This window comes from Enterobacter sp. RIT637 (genome assembly GCF_019718755.1).
GTDB lineage: Bacteria > Pseudomonadota > Gammaproteobacteria > Enterobacterales > Enterobacteriaceae > Enterobacter.
On record NZ_JAIHAZ010000001.1, the window covers coordinates 563,968 to 579,392 of the forward strand.

The 15,425-nt window shown below is 55.7% G+C and carries 13 protein-coding genes and 2 pseudogenes; 8 read left to right on the forward strand and 7 right to left on the reverse strand.

The genetic code is table 11. The features are described from left to right. Window positions 1–108 precede the first annotated feature (108 nt). A complete protein-coding gene (puuR, locus tag K5E19_RS02745) occupies window positions 109–666 on the reverse strand; it encodes an HTH-type transcriptional regulator PuuR (RefSeq protein ID WP_221549863.1) in 558 nt (185 codons plus the stop codon). A 25-nt stretch (window positions 667–691) separates the two neighbouring features. Beyond that, the gene (gene puuD, locus K5E19_RS02750) at window positions 692–1,456 is read right to left on the reverse strand and encodes a gamma-glutamyl-gamma-aminobutyrate hydrolase (RefSeq protein WP_221549864.1); all 765 of its coding nucleotides are present in this window, start codon (window positions 1,454–1,456) and stop codon (window positions 692–694) included. Window positions 1,457–1,670: 214 nt separating this feature from the next. On the opposite strand from puuD, the gene K5E19_RS02755 reads away from it, so the two are divergent. Both K5E19_RS02755 and K5E19_RS02760 read left to right on the forward strand, forming a co-directional pair. After that, window positions 1,671–3,089: a glutamine synthetase family protein gene (locus K5E19_RS02755; protein ID WP_029739362.1), complete on the forward strand. Its 1,419-nt coding sequence runs from the start codon at window positions 1,671–1,673 to the stop codon at window positions 3,087–3,089. A 356-nt stretch (window positions 3,090–3,445) separates the two neighbouring features. Next, window positions 3,446–4,837 carry an APC family permease gene (locus K5E19_RS02760; RefSeq protein ID WP_221549865.1) on the forward strand — a complete coding sequence of 464 codons (1,392 nt, stop codon included), beginning with the start codon at window positions 3,446–3,448 and terminating at the stop codon, window positions 4,835–4,837. Between the two features lie 63 nt (window positions 4,838–4,900). On the opposite strand, the gene K5E19_RS02765 is transcribed toward K5E19_RS02760, so the two are convergent. Then, window positions 4,901–6,154 carry an MFS transporter gene (locus K5E19_RS02765; protein WP_221549866.1) on the reverse strand — a complete coding sequence of 418 codons (1,254 nt, stop codon included), beginning with the start codon at window positions 6,152–6,154 and terminating at the stop codon, window positions 4,901–4,903. Window positions 6,155–6,275: 121 nt separating this feature from the next. Here K5E19_RS02765 and K5E19_RS02770 point away from each other — a divergent pair, with 121 nt between their 5' ends. The 3 genes from K5E19_RS02770 (at window position 6,276) to bioD (ending at window position 9,349) form a co-directional block, all read left to right on the forward strand. Then, window positions 6,276–7,181, forward strand: a complete 906-nt coding sequence (locus K5E19_RS02770; protein ID WP_221549867.1) for a LysR family transcriptional regulator — start codon at window positions 6,276–6,278, stop codon at window positions 7,179–7,181. Between the two features lie 121 nt (window positions 7,182–7,302). Next, window positions 7,303–8,523 carry a sugar metabolism global transcriptional regulator Mlc gene (mlc, locus tag K5E19_RS02775; RefSeq protein WP_221549868.1) on the forward strand — a complete coding sequence of 407 codons (1,221 nt, stop codon included), beginning with the start codon at window positions 7,303–7,305 and terminating at the stop codon, window positions 8,521–8,523. A gap of 130 nt (window positions 8,524–8,653) precedes the next feature. Continuing rightward, entirely contained in the window at window positions 8,654–9,349 is a 696-nt protein-coding gene (bioD, locus tag K5E19_RS02780; RefSeq protein ID WP_010430557.1) for a dethiobiotin synthase, read from the forward strand. Here the strand turns inward: bioD and clcB are convergent. Then, window positions 9,284–10,594, reverse strand: coding sequence for a voltage-gated ClC-type chloride channel ClcB (gene clcB / locus K5E19_RS02785; RefSeq protein ID WP_221549869.1), 1,311 nt, complete (start codon window positions 10,592–10,594; stop codon window positions 9,284–9,286). The genes bioD and clcB overlap by 66 nt on opposite strands. A 255-nt stretch (window positions 10,595–10,849) precedes the next feature. On the opposite strand from clcB, the gene K5E19_RS02790 reads away from it, so the two are divergent. The 3 genes and pseudogenes from K5E19_RS02790 to K5E19_RS02800 all read left to right on the forward strand — a co-directional run bounded on the left by K5E19_RS02790 (window position 10,850) and on the right by K5E19_RS02800 (window position 13,351). After that, on the forward strand, window positions 10,850–12,556 hold the full coding sequence (locus K5E19_RS02790) for an S-type pyocin domain-containing protein (protein WP_221549870.1): 1,707 nt from the start codon (window positions 10,850–10,852) through the stop codon (window positions 12,554–12,556). After that, the gene (locus K5E19_RS02795) at window positions 12,553–13,020 is read left to right on the forward strand and encodes a DUF6392 family protein (RefSeq protein ID WP_221549871.1); all 468 of its coding nucleotides are present in this window, start codon (window positions 12,553–12,555) and stop codon (window positions 13,018–13,020) included. The genes K5E19_RS02790 and K5E19_RS02795 overlap by 4 nt, the downstream gene beginning before the upstream one ends. Window positions 13,021–13,153: 133 nt before the next feature. Then, window positions 13,154–13,351: pseudogene (locus K5E19_RS02800) on the forward strand (bacteriocin immunity protein). 56 nt (window positions 13,352–13,407) lie between these two features. Here the strand turns inward: K5E19_RS02800 and K5E19_RS02805 are convergent. From K5E19_RS02805 to osmW, 3 genes and pseudogenes are all read right to left on the reverse strand, one after another. Next, a pseudogene (locus K5E19_RS02805) lies at window positions 13,408–13,572 on the reverse strand (IS4 family transposase); the annotation flags it as partial. Window positions 13,573–13,628: 56 nt separating this feature from the next. Continuing rightward, window positions 13,629–14,777, reverse strand: a complete 1,149-nt coding sequence (gene osmV / locus K5E19_RS02810; RefSeq protein WP_221549872.1) for an osmoprotectant ABC transporter ATP-binding protein OsmV — start codon at window positions 14,775–14,777, stop codon at window positions 13,629–13,631. Next, window positions 14,777–15,424 carry an osmoprotectant ABC transporter permease OsmW gene (gene osmW, locus K5E19_RS02815; protein ID WP_006808875.1) on the reverse strand — a complete coding sequence of 216 codons (648 nt, stop codon included), beginning with the start codon at window positions 15,422–15,424 and terminating at the stop codon, window positions 14,777–14,779. The genes osmV and osmW overlap by 1 nt, the downstream gene beginning before the upstream one ends. Window position 15,425: the final 1 nt, after the last annotated feature.

Below are 15,425 nucleotides of genomic sequence, written 5' to 3' on the forward strand. Positions count from 1 at the left end.
GGCAATACGAAGCCGTGAGGCATCCCGGGAATTAACCCGTTGAATGCCGACATTGATCGTTTTTATTTGTCCCGGCGTAAGTGGGCTTACGCCGGGACTGAGTGGTAATTAGAACGTGGTGGGGGTGTGGGCACTGATAATGCGGCAGATGCCTGCCGAGGTGTTGCTGAAGCTGTGCGGTATGCCGGTATTGATGGCATAGCTTTGCCCCGCAACCAGGTGATAAAGCTGGCCATTAATGGTCAGCACTATTTCACCTTCCAGTATCGTACCGATCTCCTCACCCTGATGTTTGATCCTCTCTCCGGTCGTGGTTCCAGGCTGGTAAGTTTCAAAAATCATCGCCAGCGTACGGTTCGGATTTCCGTTATGAACCAGCTTCATCGAAACCCCCTGACTGCCTATTTCGATAAGGTCTTCCTGATTAATAACCACCTGCGGTTCATCAGGTTTTTCCGGTTCCGAAAAGAATTCCGAGAGCGACAGCCCATAAACTTTCAGCAGCTTTTGCAGCGTACTGATGGCAGGACTGACTTTATCCTGCTCAATGGTGCTGATGGCACTGTGTGTTAACCCAGACAGTTCGGCGGCACGCCGCTGCGAGAGACCCAGCTGCTGGCGGATCTCTGACAGACGTTTCCCTGGCGCCAGTCCGTCATCGCTCATAGTTGCATTTCCTTTACGATAGTGGTCAAAGTCGTTGCTTCTCGGCAACGTGGCTTTGACAGGCGGTGATAAAACCTTCAAACAACATGCGTGACAGGGCGTACTCGCTGCTGTTCCATTCGGGGTGCCATTGCACGCCGAGGGCAAAAGGGTGGTCATGAACGCTAACCGCTTCGACCAGCCCGTCCGTCGAACGGGCCTCCACGCGGAGCCGTGGCCCTAACGTTCGTGCACCTTGCCCGTGTAACGAGTTTACCCAAAATTTGTTACAGCCTGGTATTAATTGAGACAGCAGTCCTCCCTCCTGAACCTGAACTTCATGAGAAGGGGCGTATTGTAGCTCAACCGGCAGTTCAGCATCCTCCCGGTGTTCAAGCAGGTCGTTCTGCTCGAACAGGCGGCGATACAGCGTTCCTCCCGTCGCAACAACCAGTTCCTGCAGCCCCCGGCAGATGGCGAAAATGGGGATGCGCCTTTCGAGCGCGGCGGCAATCAGCGCCATACTCAGAAGATCTCGCCCGGGATCGGCGTTAGGCTCATCGCCGTTTTCACCATAAAGGTGCGGCTGCACGTTACTTGGGCTGCCTGGCAGGTAAATCCCGTTAAGGGTTGGCAGCAGAGCGGCCATTAACTCTGGCTCTGCCAGCGCATGCGGTAAGGCAATAGGTAAACCCCCCGCGTTAATAACGGCATTCAGGTACTTTTCTTGCAGGGTCTGGGTCTCATGACCCTTAAGCCTGTTTCTGCACATCACCACGCCAATAACTGGCTTGTTCATTATATTTTCCATGATCGCCCTCACAAAGTGGACTAAATTTAGGCCATTCTCACCTCTGGAACGGCCTTTTCGTTCAATATTTTCTCAATCTAGCAACGAGATCTGCCTTTTGCAAACTTAATTTAACATTTGACAAACAATTTGTTTGCATACAAATTCGATAGGGTGGACATTATATTTGACAGTCCAGAGCAGCGAACGCAAATCACAAAAACGGTGGTAAATCATGGAAACCAATATCGTAGAAGTTGAGAACTTTGTGCAGCACACGGATGAGAGGCGGGGCAGCGCCTTTACGCAGGAAGTGAAGCGCTATTTAGAAAAGTATCCTGACACCCAGTTTATTGACGTCCTCCTGACCGACCTGAACGGCTGTTTTCGCGGCAAACGTATCCCGGTTGCCGGACTGAGCAAACTTGAAAAAGGCTGCTATTTCCCGGCATCGGTTTTCGCCATGGACATTTTGGGTAACGTCGTGGAAGAGGCGGGCCTGGGGCAGGAGCTCGGCGAGCCGGACTGTATCTGTGTGCCGGTACCGGGTACCCTGACGCCGTCCGCCGCCGACCCGGAATACATTGGTCAGGTGCAGCTCACCATGGTCGATGAAGATGGCGCTCCCTTTGACGTTGAGCCGCGGAACGTACTCAACCGACTCTGGCAGCAGCTGCGCCAGCGCGGTCTGTTCCCCGTGGTAGCGGTAGAGCTGGAGTTCTATTTGCTTGACCGTAAACGCGATGCAGAAGGGTATTTGCAGCCACCCTGCGCGCCGGGCACCGACGTGCGTAACACGCAGAGTCAGGTCTACTCGGTGGATAACCTGAACCACTTTGCTGACGTGCTGAATGATATTGACGAGCTGGCGCAGTTGCAATTGATCCCCGCCGACGGGGCAGTGGCCGAGGCCTCTCCGGGCCAGTTCGAGATTAACCTGCACCATACGGAAAACGTGCTTGATGCCTGCGATGATGCGCTGGCGCTAAAACGTCTCGTCAGGCAGATGGCGGAAAAGCATAAGATGCACGCCACGTTTATGGCAAAGCCGTATGAAGAGCATGCGGGCAGCGGGATGCATATCCACATCAGCATGCAAAACAACAGAGGCGAAAACGTGCTCGCAGACGCCAGCGGCGAGGATTCCGCGCTGCTGAAACGCGCGCTGGCCGGGATGATCGATCTGATGCCGGCGTCCATGGCGCTGCTGGCACCGAACGTCAACTCCTACCGCCGTTTCCAGCCGGGCATGTACGTGCCAACGCAGGCGTCATGGGGACACAACAATCGTACGGTTGCCCTGCGTATCCCCTGCGGCGATCGCCATAACCATCGGGTCGAGTACCGGGTAGCGGGAGCAGACGCGAATCCGTATCTGGTGATGGCGGCGATTTTTGCGGGCATTCTTCACGGGCTGGATAACGATTTACCCCTGCAGGAAGAAGTAGAAGGTAATGGTCTGGAGCAGGACGGGCTGCCATTCCCGATTCGCCAGAGCGATGCGCTGTGGGAATTTATGCAAAACGATCATCTTCGCGAACGGCTGGGCGAGCGTTTCTGCCACGTCTATCACGCCTGCAAAAATGATGAATTACTGCAGTTTGAACGCCTGATTACCGAAACTGAAATTGAGTGGATGCTGAAAAACGCCTGATAACGTGCCCCGGTAAGGGGCCGCTTTGTTTCATCGCATACGTATCACCCAACGGCCTGCGCGGAGCCTGGCCTAACTGTTCGCTGGCATGCCAGCTATCTCCCGGGAGTCGCGTTATGGAGCGCAGGCGGCACAGGGATTTTCTTAACGACACTGTGTGACGAGGTAGGAAATGATGCAGATGTTCAATTATCCGCAGGGCGAAGGGGGCCAGTCAGGCGCCTGCTGTGAGTGCGAGCCAGAGACGGTGCGCTGGTACGATCGCGTTTGTTCTTTACAACTTCCCCCTTTGCTAAGCAGGTTTGCGTTAAGGTCAACGCAAGTGCAAACCACGGTAAGCATGGGGGGGACGGTTTATGGCGACTAACACCTCTCTTGACTCGCCGGGCATGGCCGGAAGAACCCGGCTGCGCAGCTCCCTAAAGCTCTGGCAGGTAGTTATGATGGGGCTGGCTTACCTCACCCCCATGACCGTGTTTGATACCTTCGGCATTGTGTCCGGTATCAGCAATGGCCACGTGCCCGCCTCGTATCTCCTGGCGCTGGCTGGCGTCATGTTTACCGCCATCAGCTACGGCAAGCTGGTGCGACAGTTCCCGGAAGCGGGCTCTGCATACACCTACACGCAGAAATCGATCGGACCCCATCTGGGTTTTATGGTCGGCTGGTCATCGCTGCTGGACTATCTCTTCCTGCCGATGATCAACGTGCTGCTGGCGAAGATCTACCTTTCCGCGCTGTTCCCTGAAGTCCCGCCGTGGGTCTGGGTGGTAGGGTTTGTGATGATCATGACGCTGGCGAACCTGAAGAGTGTTAACCTGGTCGCCAACTTTAACACCTTGTTTGTGCTGGTGCAGGTCGCCATCATGGTGGTGTTTGTCATACTCGTGGTGCATGGTCTGCACAAGGGTGAGGGCGTCGGCACCGTCTGGTCGCTCCAGCCGTTTATCAGCGAGAACGCACATCTGCTTCCTATTATTACCGGCGCGACGATCGTCTGCTTCTCTTTCCTCGGCTTTGACGCGGTCACCACGCTGTCGGAAGAGACGCCAAACGCGGCGCGAGTTATTCCCAAAGCCATTTTTCTGACCGCATTGTATGGCGGGCTGATATTCATTGTTGCCTCGTTTTTCATGCAGCTCTTTTTCCCGACCATCGCGCGCTTCAAGAACCCGGACGCCGCGCTGCCGGAAATTGCGCTGTACGTGGGCGGCAAGCTCTTCCAGTCGGTATTTCTGTGTACCACGTTTGTGAATACGCTCGCTTCAGGCCTGGCCTCGCACGCCAGCGTCTCACGCTTGTTGTATGTGATGGGGCGTGACAACGTCTTTCCGGAGCGGGTGTTTGGCTACGTGCATCCGAAATGGCGTACTCCGGCCCTGAACGTCATTATGGTTGGGATAGTGGCGCTGTCGGCCCTGTACTTTGATCTCGTGACCGCGACGGCGCTGATCAACTTTGGCGCGCTGGTGGCGTTTACGTTTGTTAATCTCTCGGTGTACAACCATTTTTGGCGGCGTAAGGGGCTGAACAAAACGTGGAAAGATCGGTTCCACTATTTCCTCCTGCCAATCATTGGTGCCGTAACGGTCGGCGTGCTGTGGATAAATCTCGAAGCGACGTCCCTGACGCTTGGCCTCATCTGGGCGGCGCTGGGCATCCTTTACCTGACATGGCTAACGCGCCGTTTCCGAAAACCGCCTCCGCAGTTTAAAGCCGGTAAGATAGAGCAGGCCTGGGATTCCTGAACGTGAAACGGCACCAGTACGCTGGTGCCGTTTATCTGGATCGCACATCAGCCCGCAGGCTTATTATCTCAGACGTTTATGAAGACTTGACCCCACCAGCAGCGCCGCGCACAGCATCAGCGCGATAAACCCGCCCACGCCGTTCCAGCCGTAGTTGTGCCAGAACACGCCGCCGAGGGTCCCGGCGATGCTGGAACCCAGGTAATAGCTAAACAGATACAGCGACGATGCCTGACCTTTGGCGCGACGGGCGCGCGGGCCAATCCAGCTGCTGGCGACCGAGTGGGCGGCGAAAAAGCCTGCTGAGAAGAGCAGCATTCCGGCAAATATCAGCCACAGGGAGGAGAAGATCGTCAGCAGCAGGCCGACCAGCATCACCGCCGTGAAGAACAGCATCACCGGGCCGCGACCGTAGCGTGCGGTCATCGCTCCGGCTTTTGGCGAACTCCAGGTACCGGTGAGGTACGCCACGGAAAGCAGGCCGACCACCGCCTGGCTGAGATGCCACGGAGAGAGCATCAGGCGATAGCCAATGTAGTTAAACAGCGTGACAAACGACCCCATCAGCAGAAAACCCATCAGGAACAGGCGCGGCAGCCCTTTATCACGCCAGTGCAGGCGGAAGTTGATAAACAGCGTTTTTGGGCGCAAAGAGGTCGGTCGGAAATGGCGTGATTCCGGCAGGATTTTCCAGAACATCAGGGCTGATGCCAGCGCAAAACACCCGATTACCGCCAGCGCGATGCGCCAGCTAAAGAAATCCGTAAACACCCCGCTCAGCAGGCGTCCGCTCATCCCGCCAATCGAGTTCCCGCTGATGTACAGCCCCATAGAGAAGGCGACAAAGCTCGGGTGGATCTCCTCGCTGAGATAGGTCATCCCGACCGCCGCCACGCCGCTCAGCGATAACCCGATCAGCGCACGCATTATCAGAATACCGTGCCAGCTGGTCATCATGGTCGAGAGTAACGTGCAGACCGATGCCAGCATCAGCGCGGTCACCATCACCTGTTTACGGCCAATGGCGTCGGACAGCGGCCCGGTAAAGAGCAGGCCAATCGCCAGCATGCCGGTAGAAATAGAGAGTGAAATACTGCTGCTGGCAGGCGACACGCCAAACTCGTGGGACAACACGGGCAGGATCGGCTGAACGCAATAGAGCAGGGCGAAGGTTGCGAGACCCGCTGAGAAAAGCGCCAGCGTGACGCGCATAAACTGAGGGGTACCACGTTTAATAAACTGCACCGGCTGAGATGCTGCAGGTAAATCATCAATATCATTTGCCGGAGTGATATCAATGGTAGTTGTACGACTCACACATGTTCCTTGCTTAAACATCCCCGTAATTTCTGGTGACGGGTATGACCACAAGATCAGAGTAGGAAAATGTAAATATTCTGTCTAATATATTAATAATCTCAAATGATACTTTAAAAATATGAATATCGAGCTGCGTCATTTACGCTACTTTGTCGCCGTCGCCGAGGAGCTGCATTTTGGCCGCGCAGCGGCAAGGCTGAATATCTCTCAGCCACCGTTAAGCCAGCAGATTCAGATCCTGGAACAGCAGGTCGGGGCGCGTCTGCTGGCGCGAACGAACCGTAGCGTGAGCCTGACCGCCGCGGGCAAGCAGTTTCTGGCTGACAGCAGGCAAATCCTGAGCATGGTGGATGACGCCGCAGCCAGGGCGGAGCGGCTGTATCTGGGGGAGACCGGCGAACTGCGGATCGGCTTTACCTCATCGGCACCCTTCATCAGCGCTGTCTCAGAAACCCTCTCATTGTTCCGCCGCCATTTCCCGGACGTGCATATTCAGACCCGCGAAATAAACACCCGCGAGCAAATTTCGCCGCTGAACGAGGGTTCGCTCGACCTGGGGCTGATGCGTAACACTGCGCTACCGGATACGCTGGCATGGCAGGTCATTCTGCGCGAACCGCTGATGGCGATGATCCCACTCGATCACCCGCTGGCGTCGCAAGCTTCCGTGACGCTGGCAGAACTGGCAAAAGAGCCCTTTGTCTTTTTTGACCCTCAGGTCGGGACGGGTCTGTATGACGATATCCTGGGATTGATGCGTCGCCACGATCTCGCTCCGGTGATTACTCAGGAAGTGGGGGAGGCCATGACCATTATTGGCCTGGTCGCCGCCGGACTTGGGGTTTCTATTCTCCCGGCGTCCTTTAAGCGGGTACAATTGCAGGAAATGCGCTGGGTGGCGATTGCCGAAAAAGAGGCGGTTTCCGAGATGTGGCTGGTCTGGTCAAAACATCGCGAACAGAGTCAGGCGGCGCAGCGGTTTAAAAAGCAGCTCATCACCGCCTCGGCAGGGCGATATTTGTAGGGAAACAGGGTTAAAAATGTGCGGTAAATCACATGGCTAAGTAAATATTTGACGACGCCTGGTGAAGTGCTTCACCATAGCCAACAGTTTATTTCGAAGCTCGAAAATAAGGGAGTACGAGGTGGTTGCTGATAGTCAGCCAGGGCATATTGATCAGATTAAGCAGACCAATGCAGGCGCAGTGTATCGCCTGATCGATCAGCTCGGTCCGGTTTCGCGTATCGATCTTTCGCGCCTGGCACAACTGGCACCCGCCAGTATCACCAAGATAGTCCGCGAAATGCTGGAAGCCCACCTGGTCCAGGAGACGGAAATACAGGAGCCGGGCAGCCGTGGCCGTCCTGCTGTCGGACTGGTGGTAGAAACGGAAGCATGGCACTACCTGTCGCTGCGCATCAGCCGGGGAGAAATCTTTCTTGCGCTGCGCGATCTCAGCAGCAAGCTGGTGGTGGAAGACCGTCTGGAACTCCCGCTCGATGCGGAGCAACCGCTCCTCGACGCGATTGTCTCGCACATCGATCACTTCTTTATTCGTCATCAGCAGCGACTGGAACGGTTAACGGCGATTGCTATCACCATGCCGGGCATTATTGATACCGAAAATGGCATCGTGCACCGCATGCCGTTTTATGACGATGTCAAAGAGATGCCGCTGGGCGAGGTGCTGAAAAACCATACCGGCGTGCCCGTTTACATTCAGCATGATATCAGCGCCTGGACCATGGCGGAGGCGCTGTTTGGCGCATCTCGCGGCGCGCGGGATGTGATTCAGGTGGTCATTGACCATAACGTCGGGGCGGGCGTGATCACCGACGGACGTCTTCTCCACGCCGGAAGCAGCAGCCTGGTGGAAATCGGTCACACCCAGGTCGACCCGTACGGTAAACGCTGCTACTGCGGCAACCACGGCTGCCTGGAGACCATTGCCAGCGTCGAAAGCGTGCTGGAACTGGCGCAGGTGAGGCTCAGTCAATCGATGAGCTCCTCGCTTCACGGCCAGCCGCTTACCGTGGATTCACTGTGTGCGGCTGCGCGACAGGGGGATTTACTGGCGAAAGATATCATCACGGGCGTCGGTAATAACGTGGGCCGCATTCTGGCCATTATGGTCAATCTGTTTAATCCACAAAAAATCCTGATTGGTTCACCGCTCAGCCAGGCGGCGGATATTCTCTTTCCGGCGATTTCTGCCTGCATCAACCAGCAGGCGCTTCCGGCGTACAGCAAAAACATCGCGGTCGAAAGCACCCAGTTTTCGAACCAGGGAACGATGGCCGGTGCCGCGCTGGTGAAAGATGCGATGTATAACGGCTCTTTACTGATCCGTTTGCTACAGGGTTAACTCTTTTCCATAGATGTAAGAAATATTGCGCTATCTCAAGCCGGGTAGCGCATGCATCCCGTAGACTTCCCCCACTGAATTATTTACTTGGTTTATATTTTCGAAGCATACCCAAGAGGTGGAATGAGTCATGCTTAAGCGTTTCTTTGTTACTGGTACTGATACCTCTGTCGGCAAGACCGTCGTATCCCGCGCATTGCTGCAGTCTCTGGCAGCGAGCGGTAAACGCGTGGCAGGGTACAAACCGGTCGCAAAAGGCAGTAAAGAGACGCCAGACGGATTGCGTAATAAAGACGCCCTGGTTCTGCAAAGCGTTTCGTCCATTGAATTACCTTACCATGCGGTCAATCCTATCGCGCTGAGCGAGGATGAGAGCAGCGTGGCGCACAGCGGTCTGATCAACTACAGCCTGCTTTCCGACGGTCTGGCAAGCCTGAGCGAGAAAGTTGACCACGTTGTGGTTGAAGGTACCGGCGGCTGGCGTAGCCTGATGAATGATTTACGCCCGCTTTCCGAGTGGGTGGTGCAGGAACAGCTTCCCGTGGTGATGGTGGTCGGCATTCAGGAAGGGTGCATCAACCATGCCCTGCTGACGGCGCAGGCCATTGCTAATGACGGCCTGCCGCTGGTGGGATGGGTGGCTAACCGTATTAACCCGGGTCTTGCGCACTACGCTGAAATCATCGAAGTGCTGAGTAAAAAACTCCCCGGACCTTTAGTGGGTGAGTTGCCCTACCTGCCGCGCGCCGAACAGCGCGAATTAGCGCAGTACATCGACCTCTCTGCTTTCAGCAGTATGGGGTCCGTAGACCGAGTCGTGGCGTAACGTTCTCGACAGTACCGACGCAACGACACACGCGACCAGCAGACCGGGCAGTAAAAAATACTGCCCGGTCATTTCACAGACCATCAGTGCCGACATAATCGGCGCATGCGTCGTGGCAGCCAGCAGCGTTGCCATCCCTGCCAGCCCCAGCAGAATCGCCGTTTCAGAACCCGGCAGCCATAGCGCGAAAAGCTGCGCAAACAGCATTCCTGTCGCCATGCCGACAAATAACGTCGGTGTGAACACCCCGCCGGGCGCGCCCGAGCCGCTGCTTGCCAGTACCGCCAGCAATTTACAGATAAACACGCCTGCAATCACCGACAGCAGCGGCGGGGCGAGAAGAAAAGCCTGAACCACGCTGTAGCCATTCCCCCACACCTTCGGCGTCAGCAGCGACAGCAGCCCGACGATCAGCCCGCCCAGCGCCAGCTGCCACGGCGGCGAAAGCTTGAGGCGCAGGAAAAGGCCGTGGCTGAACGCCATCAGCCACATCAGCAGCGGTCCGCATAGCCCGGCCAGCAGACCCATGCCGACAATGAGGGAATAATCCACCGCGGTAAGGCTCTCGCTGAGGTGAACCTGATAAAGGGTGTTTGCGCCGGGGCTGAGCAGGCGGGTCGTAAGCAGCGCGACCACCGCAGCAATCACCACCGGGCCGAGCGAGGCCAGCATCAGCGTGCCAAACAGGATCTCAGCGATAAACAGGCTTCCGGCTAAGGGGGCGTGGTAGGCGCTGGCCATCCCGGCGGCGGCCCCGCAGGCAATCCACAATTTCCATTCTGATTTAGGGGTAAAGCGCCGGGCGAACAGGGACGCGGCGAGGGCAGCAAGCAGGATCATCGCCCCTTCACGCCCGATGGCACTGCCGCTGGCGACCACCAGCAAAGAGGCAAGCGATTTCACCAGGCTGGCACCGTAATCAAACTGTCCGTCTTCGGTTTCCAGTGCTTCCATATAGTCTGTAGGTGCCTGGGGGCGCTGCGCGGTAAATCGTTGCCATCCCCAGAGCAACAATCCTGCGGTCAGACCGCCCAGCGCGGGCGTCAGCGCGCGCCGCCAGGGCGAGAGCGACGCGGCGGCATTCACCAGGCTGCCGCTATCGTTGCTGAGAAGCACCCACTCCAGCAGGTACATACTGTGGCGGAATACCGCCACGGCCAGCGCGGCCAGCACGCCGGTGACGGTGGCAATCAGGAGTCGGCGAAACATCGCGCGAATGTCGGGGTAAGCGTGAAGACGTTGCATGGGTCGCGAGTCAACGGGGTCGATGTTCTATTGTGATAGGAACTCAACCAGTATGCAAATGAGCTTTTATAGGGCGTTCTAAATATTTATGTTATTTATTTTTATTGATGATTTATTTGATTGTTAAATATTAACCAAAAGTGCTGAATAAATCTGGTTAAGTCGTATTCATAGTAGAATTGCATTTTTAATTAACGGGAAGGGAAAGGGATTTATTTATGAGTAATCAATTCGCTAATTACCGGAGAGTAACGCTTGGGATACCGTACCGATAATTATGGCCGGGGGCAGGCGCTGGCAGGGGATAAAACGTCTACCGGAGCCACCTGTATTAGTACCCTGCCGAACTGCACCGAACACGGGCGAGGGGTTATCAGGGTTGGTGATAAAACCACACCCTGTAAAAAATGCGGAAAGCCCGGAACCATTCTCGATGGTGAACCCCGTGTAAAATTCTATGGTGTTGCCGCCGCAGTCGATCGCTCTAACGTCATGTGTGGATGCCCGCCGGGAACAAATTTCATCATCGCGCCAGTAGGGGACTGGTTGAGTAGTGGGCCATCACCGGAAAAAAATGCCAGGGAAAAGCACGCCGCGGTGCTGGCCGAACGCAGGGCAGAGCAGGAGAGGGAGGAAAAACGCAGAGAGGAGGAAAGGGAGCGTAACCGGGTATTTGCAAAATCCTGCCTTCGCGGTGAAGGCTGCAATGATGCCGGTGGCCAGCGCGAACCCCACACCCATTTTGCTGATATGGCATTTTTTCAGGCCATGCCCGTCAGCGACCCCGCAACCGATTCAGATGCCCCGCAGCACGCCCAAATCGCAAGAAAGAAAAAGCCAGATGATATCTCCAAACCGAAGAAGCGCAGCGCCCTTTATCGCTGGTGGAACGGCAACCATGAGGAGATGGATTATCAGGCCGCCGTTGCTGCCGCGGCTGCCGCTTCACGCGCACAGACGGCCACGGCAGGCGCAAGCCTGCTGGAGCTGATAAGCGGCAGGGCGCTGACATACGGCACCTGGGCGGTACGCGGTGCCGCCGGGCTGGGTGAGATAGCTGCCGCCGGAGCGGGTGCTCCCGTGGCCGGACTGCTGGTGGGTATGATGCCCGGCAGGCTGAACGACGGCGAACAGGATTTTATTGACCGTATGCGCCTGGCGCAGATGCGTGAAGCCCCGAGCCGTGTTCGCTATACGTGGGAGAACGACAGCAGGGGGAACCCGGTGCCGCATGGCTGGCACACGCCGCCAGGCCGGGACAGTGTTCGCGTCAGAAAAATGGAGTACGACAGCAGGGCGCAGGCATACACCTTCACCACGGAGGAAGAACCGCGCATCACCATCGTGTGGACGCCTGACCGGACAGACGAGAAAACGCCGTGGAATACCGGCAACCCGACGCGGCCTGTGCTGCCGAACCCGGTGATTGTTGACCCATTGCCGGATAATACCGGCATATCGGCGACCACCAGTCCGGCCCCGGAGGAAAAGAGTTTCGCGGATTACATTCTGATCCTGCCGTTCCCTGACCTGCCGCCAATATATATCTACCTGAGCAAACCGCCGGTGGAGTTTCTGGAAGTCGAGCTATACAGTGACTTTAAACGCCGTTCGCGGCAGGGGGTATATGAGGCTGATCACATGCCGTCTGCTGCGGCTGTTAAAACTTATCTCCGCAGGAAATACCCGCATTTAAAAGAAACGGAAATTCAGGAACTTTCATTACTGGTAGCGGCTATCGTCGTTCCTAAAAATATGCATCAGAAAATCAGTGAGACTTATGGCGGGCGTAATACCCCTGCACAAATTGACTTAGACTCGCAGAACTTGCGGGCAGCAGTAGATCGCAATCTGGATGCTATAAAGCCAGCATTAAAAAAGCATGGGGCAACGGAAAGTCAGATTGAAGCTGCAAGGGCTAAAATTCACCAATTGAATCGTAATATGGGGTTATACGAATGACAGTAAATGTAGAAGCACTGATCCGTAATCTGGGCAGGAGCTATAAAGAGTTAGTTGAAAATGAAATAATCACTTACAAAAGCGACCTTAAAGGGGCAGCAGGTGACCCCGTGTTACTTTTACAAATGGCGAACGAAGGTGTTTCTTTAGCTTTTAATCGAGAAGGGAGGATACTGAAAGAAATTACGTTGTCTATTCAGCGTGATGAGGTAAAGGGATGGGTCTTCCCGAATGAACTTCCTACACCGTTGCAGCAAAATATGTCTCGCATCTGGATTCATCAGGCGTTTGGTGAGCCTGAAGGCACGGTTGCCCCCAAAACCATAATGAATCGTTCTTTCGGTTGGGTTGAAAAGTACACCGTTGAAGATTTTCATACGCCTATCACAATGCAGATTAATTACGATCTTGACGAGATGGTGAAAGAAGTCGCTTTTATTCTCACTTCTGAAATTCGCTGGTGAACTCAACATAAGCCCAGAAAGTTTTTTTGTGGGCATTTCTTGCAGCGAATTTCCGGAGGTGGAAAAAAAGATGAGTGAGAAGAAAAGCCTTTGTGATTATACGGAACAATAATTTTTAGAGTTAGTTCGCAAAATTTATAACGCAGAAGGTCCAACAGAATAAGACGACAATCGCAGGGTAAGGGAATTCAGACGCCTTACCGAGCATCCATCAGGCTCAGAATTGATCTTCTATCCAGAGGATGGGAAAGAGGATAGCCCTCAAGGAATTGTCAAAGAGGTCAAAGAGTGGCGTAAAGCCAATGGTAAACCAGGCTTTAAAGAATCTTGAGCATCAAGCCCCGGAAGGGCTGAGGGATCCCCGGAAACATCATCAATACACCAGAAGATGTTTTGATAGGCCATCGCCATATCGGCGTAGACCCTGTCGGGGTTCATCCCCGACAGTAGCCCCTGCGACTGCCGGATGATATGGTCACTCAATATCAGATATGACACCACCCTGCGTGATTTCTCGCTGTTCGCCTGGAACCATCGATTCCTGTCTTTATTTATGGGGAACCATCAGCCCGCAAGGGGCTCTTCTGGTCTGTATTAAAATATGATACTCAGCTCTCACTATGAATATTCAGCGCCCGGCGCGTACGCCCTGAACTCAGGTACTCGGCAATATAGTCCTGCGAAATCTCGCCGTTGTAGCGCCCGTCCTCATCCACGATCGGCATCCAACTGGTATTACTCTCATACAGACGTGAAAGCACCACGCGCAGGTTGTCTTCCGCCTTGCCGGTCATGCGGAACGGATGCAGGATGTCGGCGCAGGTACCGCTGGCGTTACGCGCCTCGCGACGCTTCACAAAGCCCAGCGGTTTGCCGTGTTCGTCGACCACTGTCACGGCACGAATGTCGTTATCATCCATGGTCGCAAAGGCGTCGGGAAGCGGAGTAGAGCCCCGCACCGTAATGGTCGGCTGCTGGTCGGTCACGTCGCCCGCCGATACCAGCAGCAGACGCTTCAGCGTGCGGTCCTGACCGACAAACGAGCCGACAAACTCATTCGCCGGTTTCGCCAGCAGTTCATCCGGGCTGGCGCACTGCACGATTTTCCCCTGACGGAACACCGCAATACGGTCGCCCAGCTTCAGGGCTTCGTCGATATCGTGGCTCACCAGCATGACGGTTTTTTTCAGCTTGCGCTGCATCTCCAGGAACTGGTTCTGGATCACCTCGCGGTTGATCGGGTCCACCGCGCCGAAGGGTTCATCCATCAGCAGTACCGGAGGATCCGCCGCCAGGGCGCGGATCACGCCGATACGCTGCTGCTGGCCGCCGGACATTTCGCGCGGGTAGCGGTTGAGGAACTTATGCGGATCCATCGCCACCATATCCATCAGCTCTTCGGCGCGGGTTTTGCAGCGCGCTTTATCCCAGCCCAGCATGCGCGGCACGACGGTGATGTTCTCTTCGATGGTCATGTTCGGGAACAGGCCAATCTGCTGGATCACGTAGCCAATGTTGCGGCGCAGGGTGACGGTGTCCATCCCGCTGGTGTCTTCACCGTTGATCAGGATCGTCCCGCTGCTAGGGGTAATGAGGCGGTTAATCATCTTCAGGGTGGTGGTTTTCCCGCAGCCGGACGGGCCGAGCAGGACGCACATTTCCCCTTCGGGCACGTTCAGGTTGACGTTGTCGACGGCCTTAAAGGTCTGGCCGTGCTTCTGTGAAAATTGTTTGGTGAGGTTTTCCAGTTTTATCATTATCGAATCCCCTTTGGAGTCAGAACCACCTGCAAACGGTGCAGCAGCCAGTCGAGCACAATCGCTAAAAGACAAATCATCAGCGCGCCCGCAATCAACATGCGAATATCGCTTCCGCCGATGCCGTTGAGCAGCAGCAGGCCCAGGCCGCCCGCGCCGATCACGGCGGCAATTGCCATCACGCCGATGTTCATCACCACGGCGGTGCGGATACCGCCGAAAATCACCGGCAGCGCCATCGGGATCTCGACCCAGCGCAGGCGCTGCCAGAAGGTCATGCCAATGCCGCGTCCGGCTTCGCGCAGGCCCGGCGGCAGGCTGTCGAGCGCGGTATGGGTGTTACGCACAATCGGCAGCAGCGAGTAGAGAAACACCGCCGTGATCGCGGGCAGGGCACCGATACCCTGACCGATCAGCGAAAACAGCGGGATCATCAGGCCAAACAGGGCGATAGACGGAATGGTCAGCACGATGGTGGCTATTCCCAGCACCGGCGTTGCCAGCCACTTGTGGCGGACAATCAGAATGCCCAGCGGTACGCCGATGATGATGGCTAAGCCTACGGCCAGCGCCACCAGCCAAAGATGCTGCAGCGTCAGGGTCAAGAGGTAATCCCAGTTGTCCAGAATGTAGTGAATCGTCTCCATA

Coding starts and splice junctions, on each gene's coding strand:
- puuR (WP_221549863.1), bottom strand. CDS start 666: ATGAGCGATGACGGACTGGCGCCAGGGAAACGTCTGTCAGAGATCCGC.
- puuD (WP_221549864.1), bottom strand. CDS start 1,456: ATGGAAAATATAATGAACAAGCCAGTTATTGGCGTGGTGATGTGCAGA.
- K5E19_RS02755 (WP_029739362.1), top strand. CDS start 1,671: ATGGAAACCAATATCGTAGAAGTTGAGAACTTTGTGCAGCACACGGAT.
- K5E19_RS02760 (WP_221549865.1), top strand. CDS start 3,446: ATGGCGACTAACACCTCTCTTGACTCGCCGGGCATGGCCGGAAGAACC.
- K5E19_RS02770 (WP_221549867.1), top strand. CDS start 6,276: ATGAATATCGAGCTGCGTCATTTACGCTACTTTGTCGCCGTCGCCGAG.
- bioD (WP_010430557.1), top strand. CDS start 8,654: ATGCTTAAGCGTTTCTTTGTTACTGGTACTGATACCTCTGTCGGCAAG.
- clcB (WP_221549869.1), bottom strand. CDS start 10,594: ATGCAACGTCTTCACGCTTACCCCGACATTCGCGCGATGTTTCGCCGA.
- K5E19_RS02795 (WP_221549871.1), top strand. CDS start 12,553: ATGACAGTAAATGTAGAAGCACTGATCCGTAATCTGGGCAGGAGCTAT.
- osmV (WP_221549872.1), bottom strand. CDS start 14,777: ATGATAAAACTGGAAAACCTCACCAAACAATTTTCACAGAAGCACGGC.
- osmW (WP_006808875.1), bottom strand. CDS start 15,424: ATGGAGACGATTCACTACATTCTGGACAACTGGGATTACCTCTTGACC.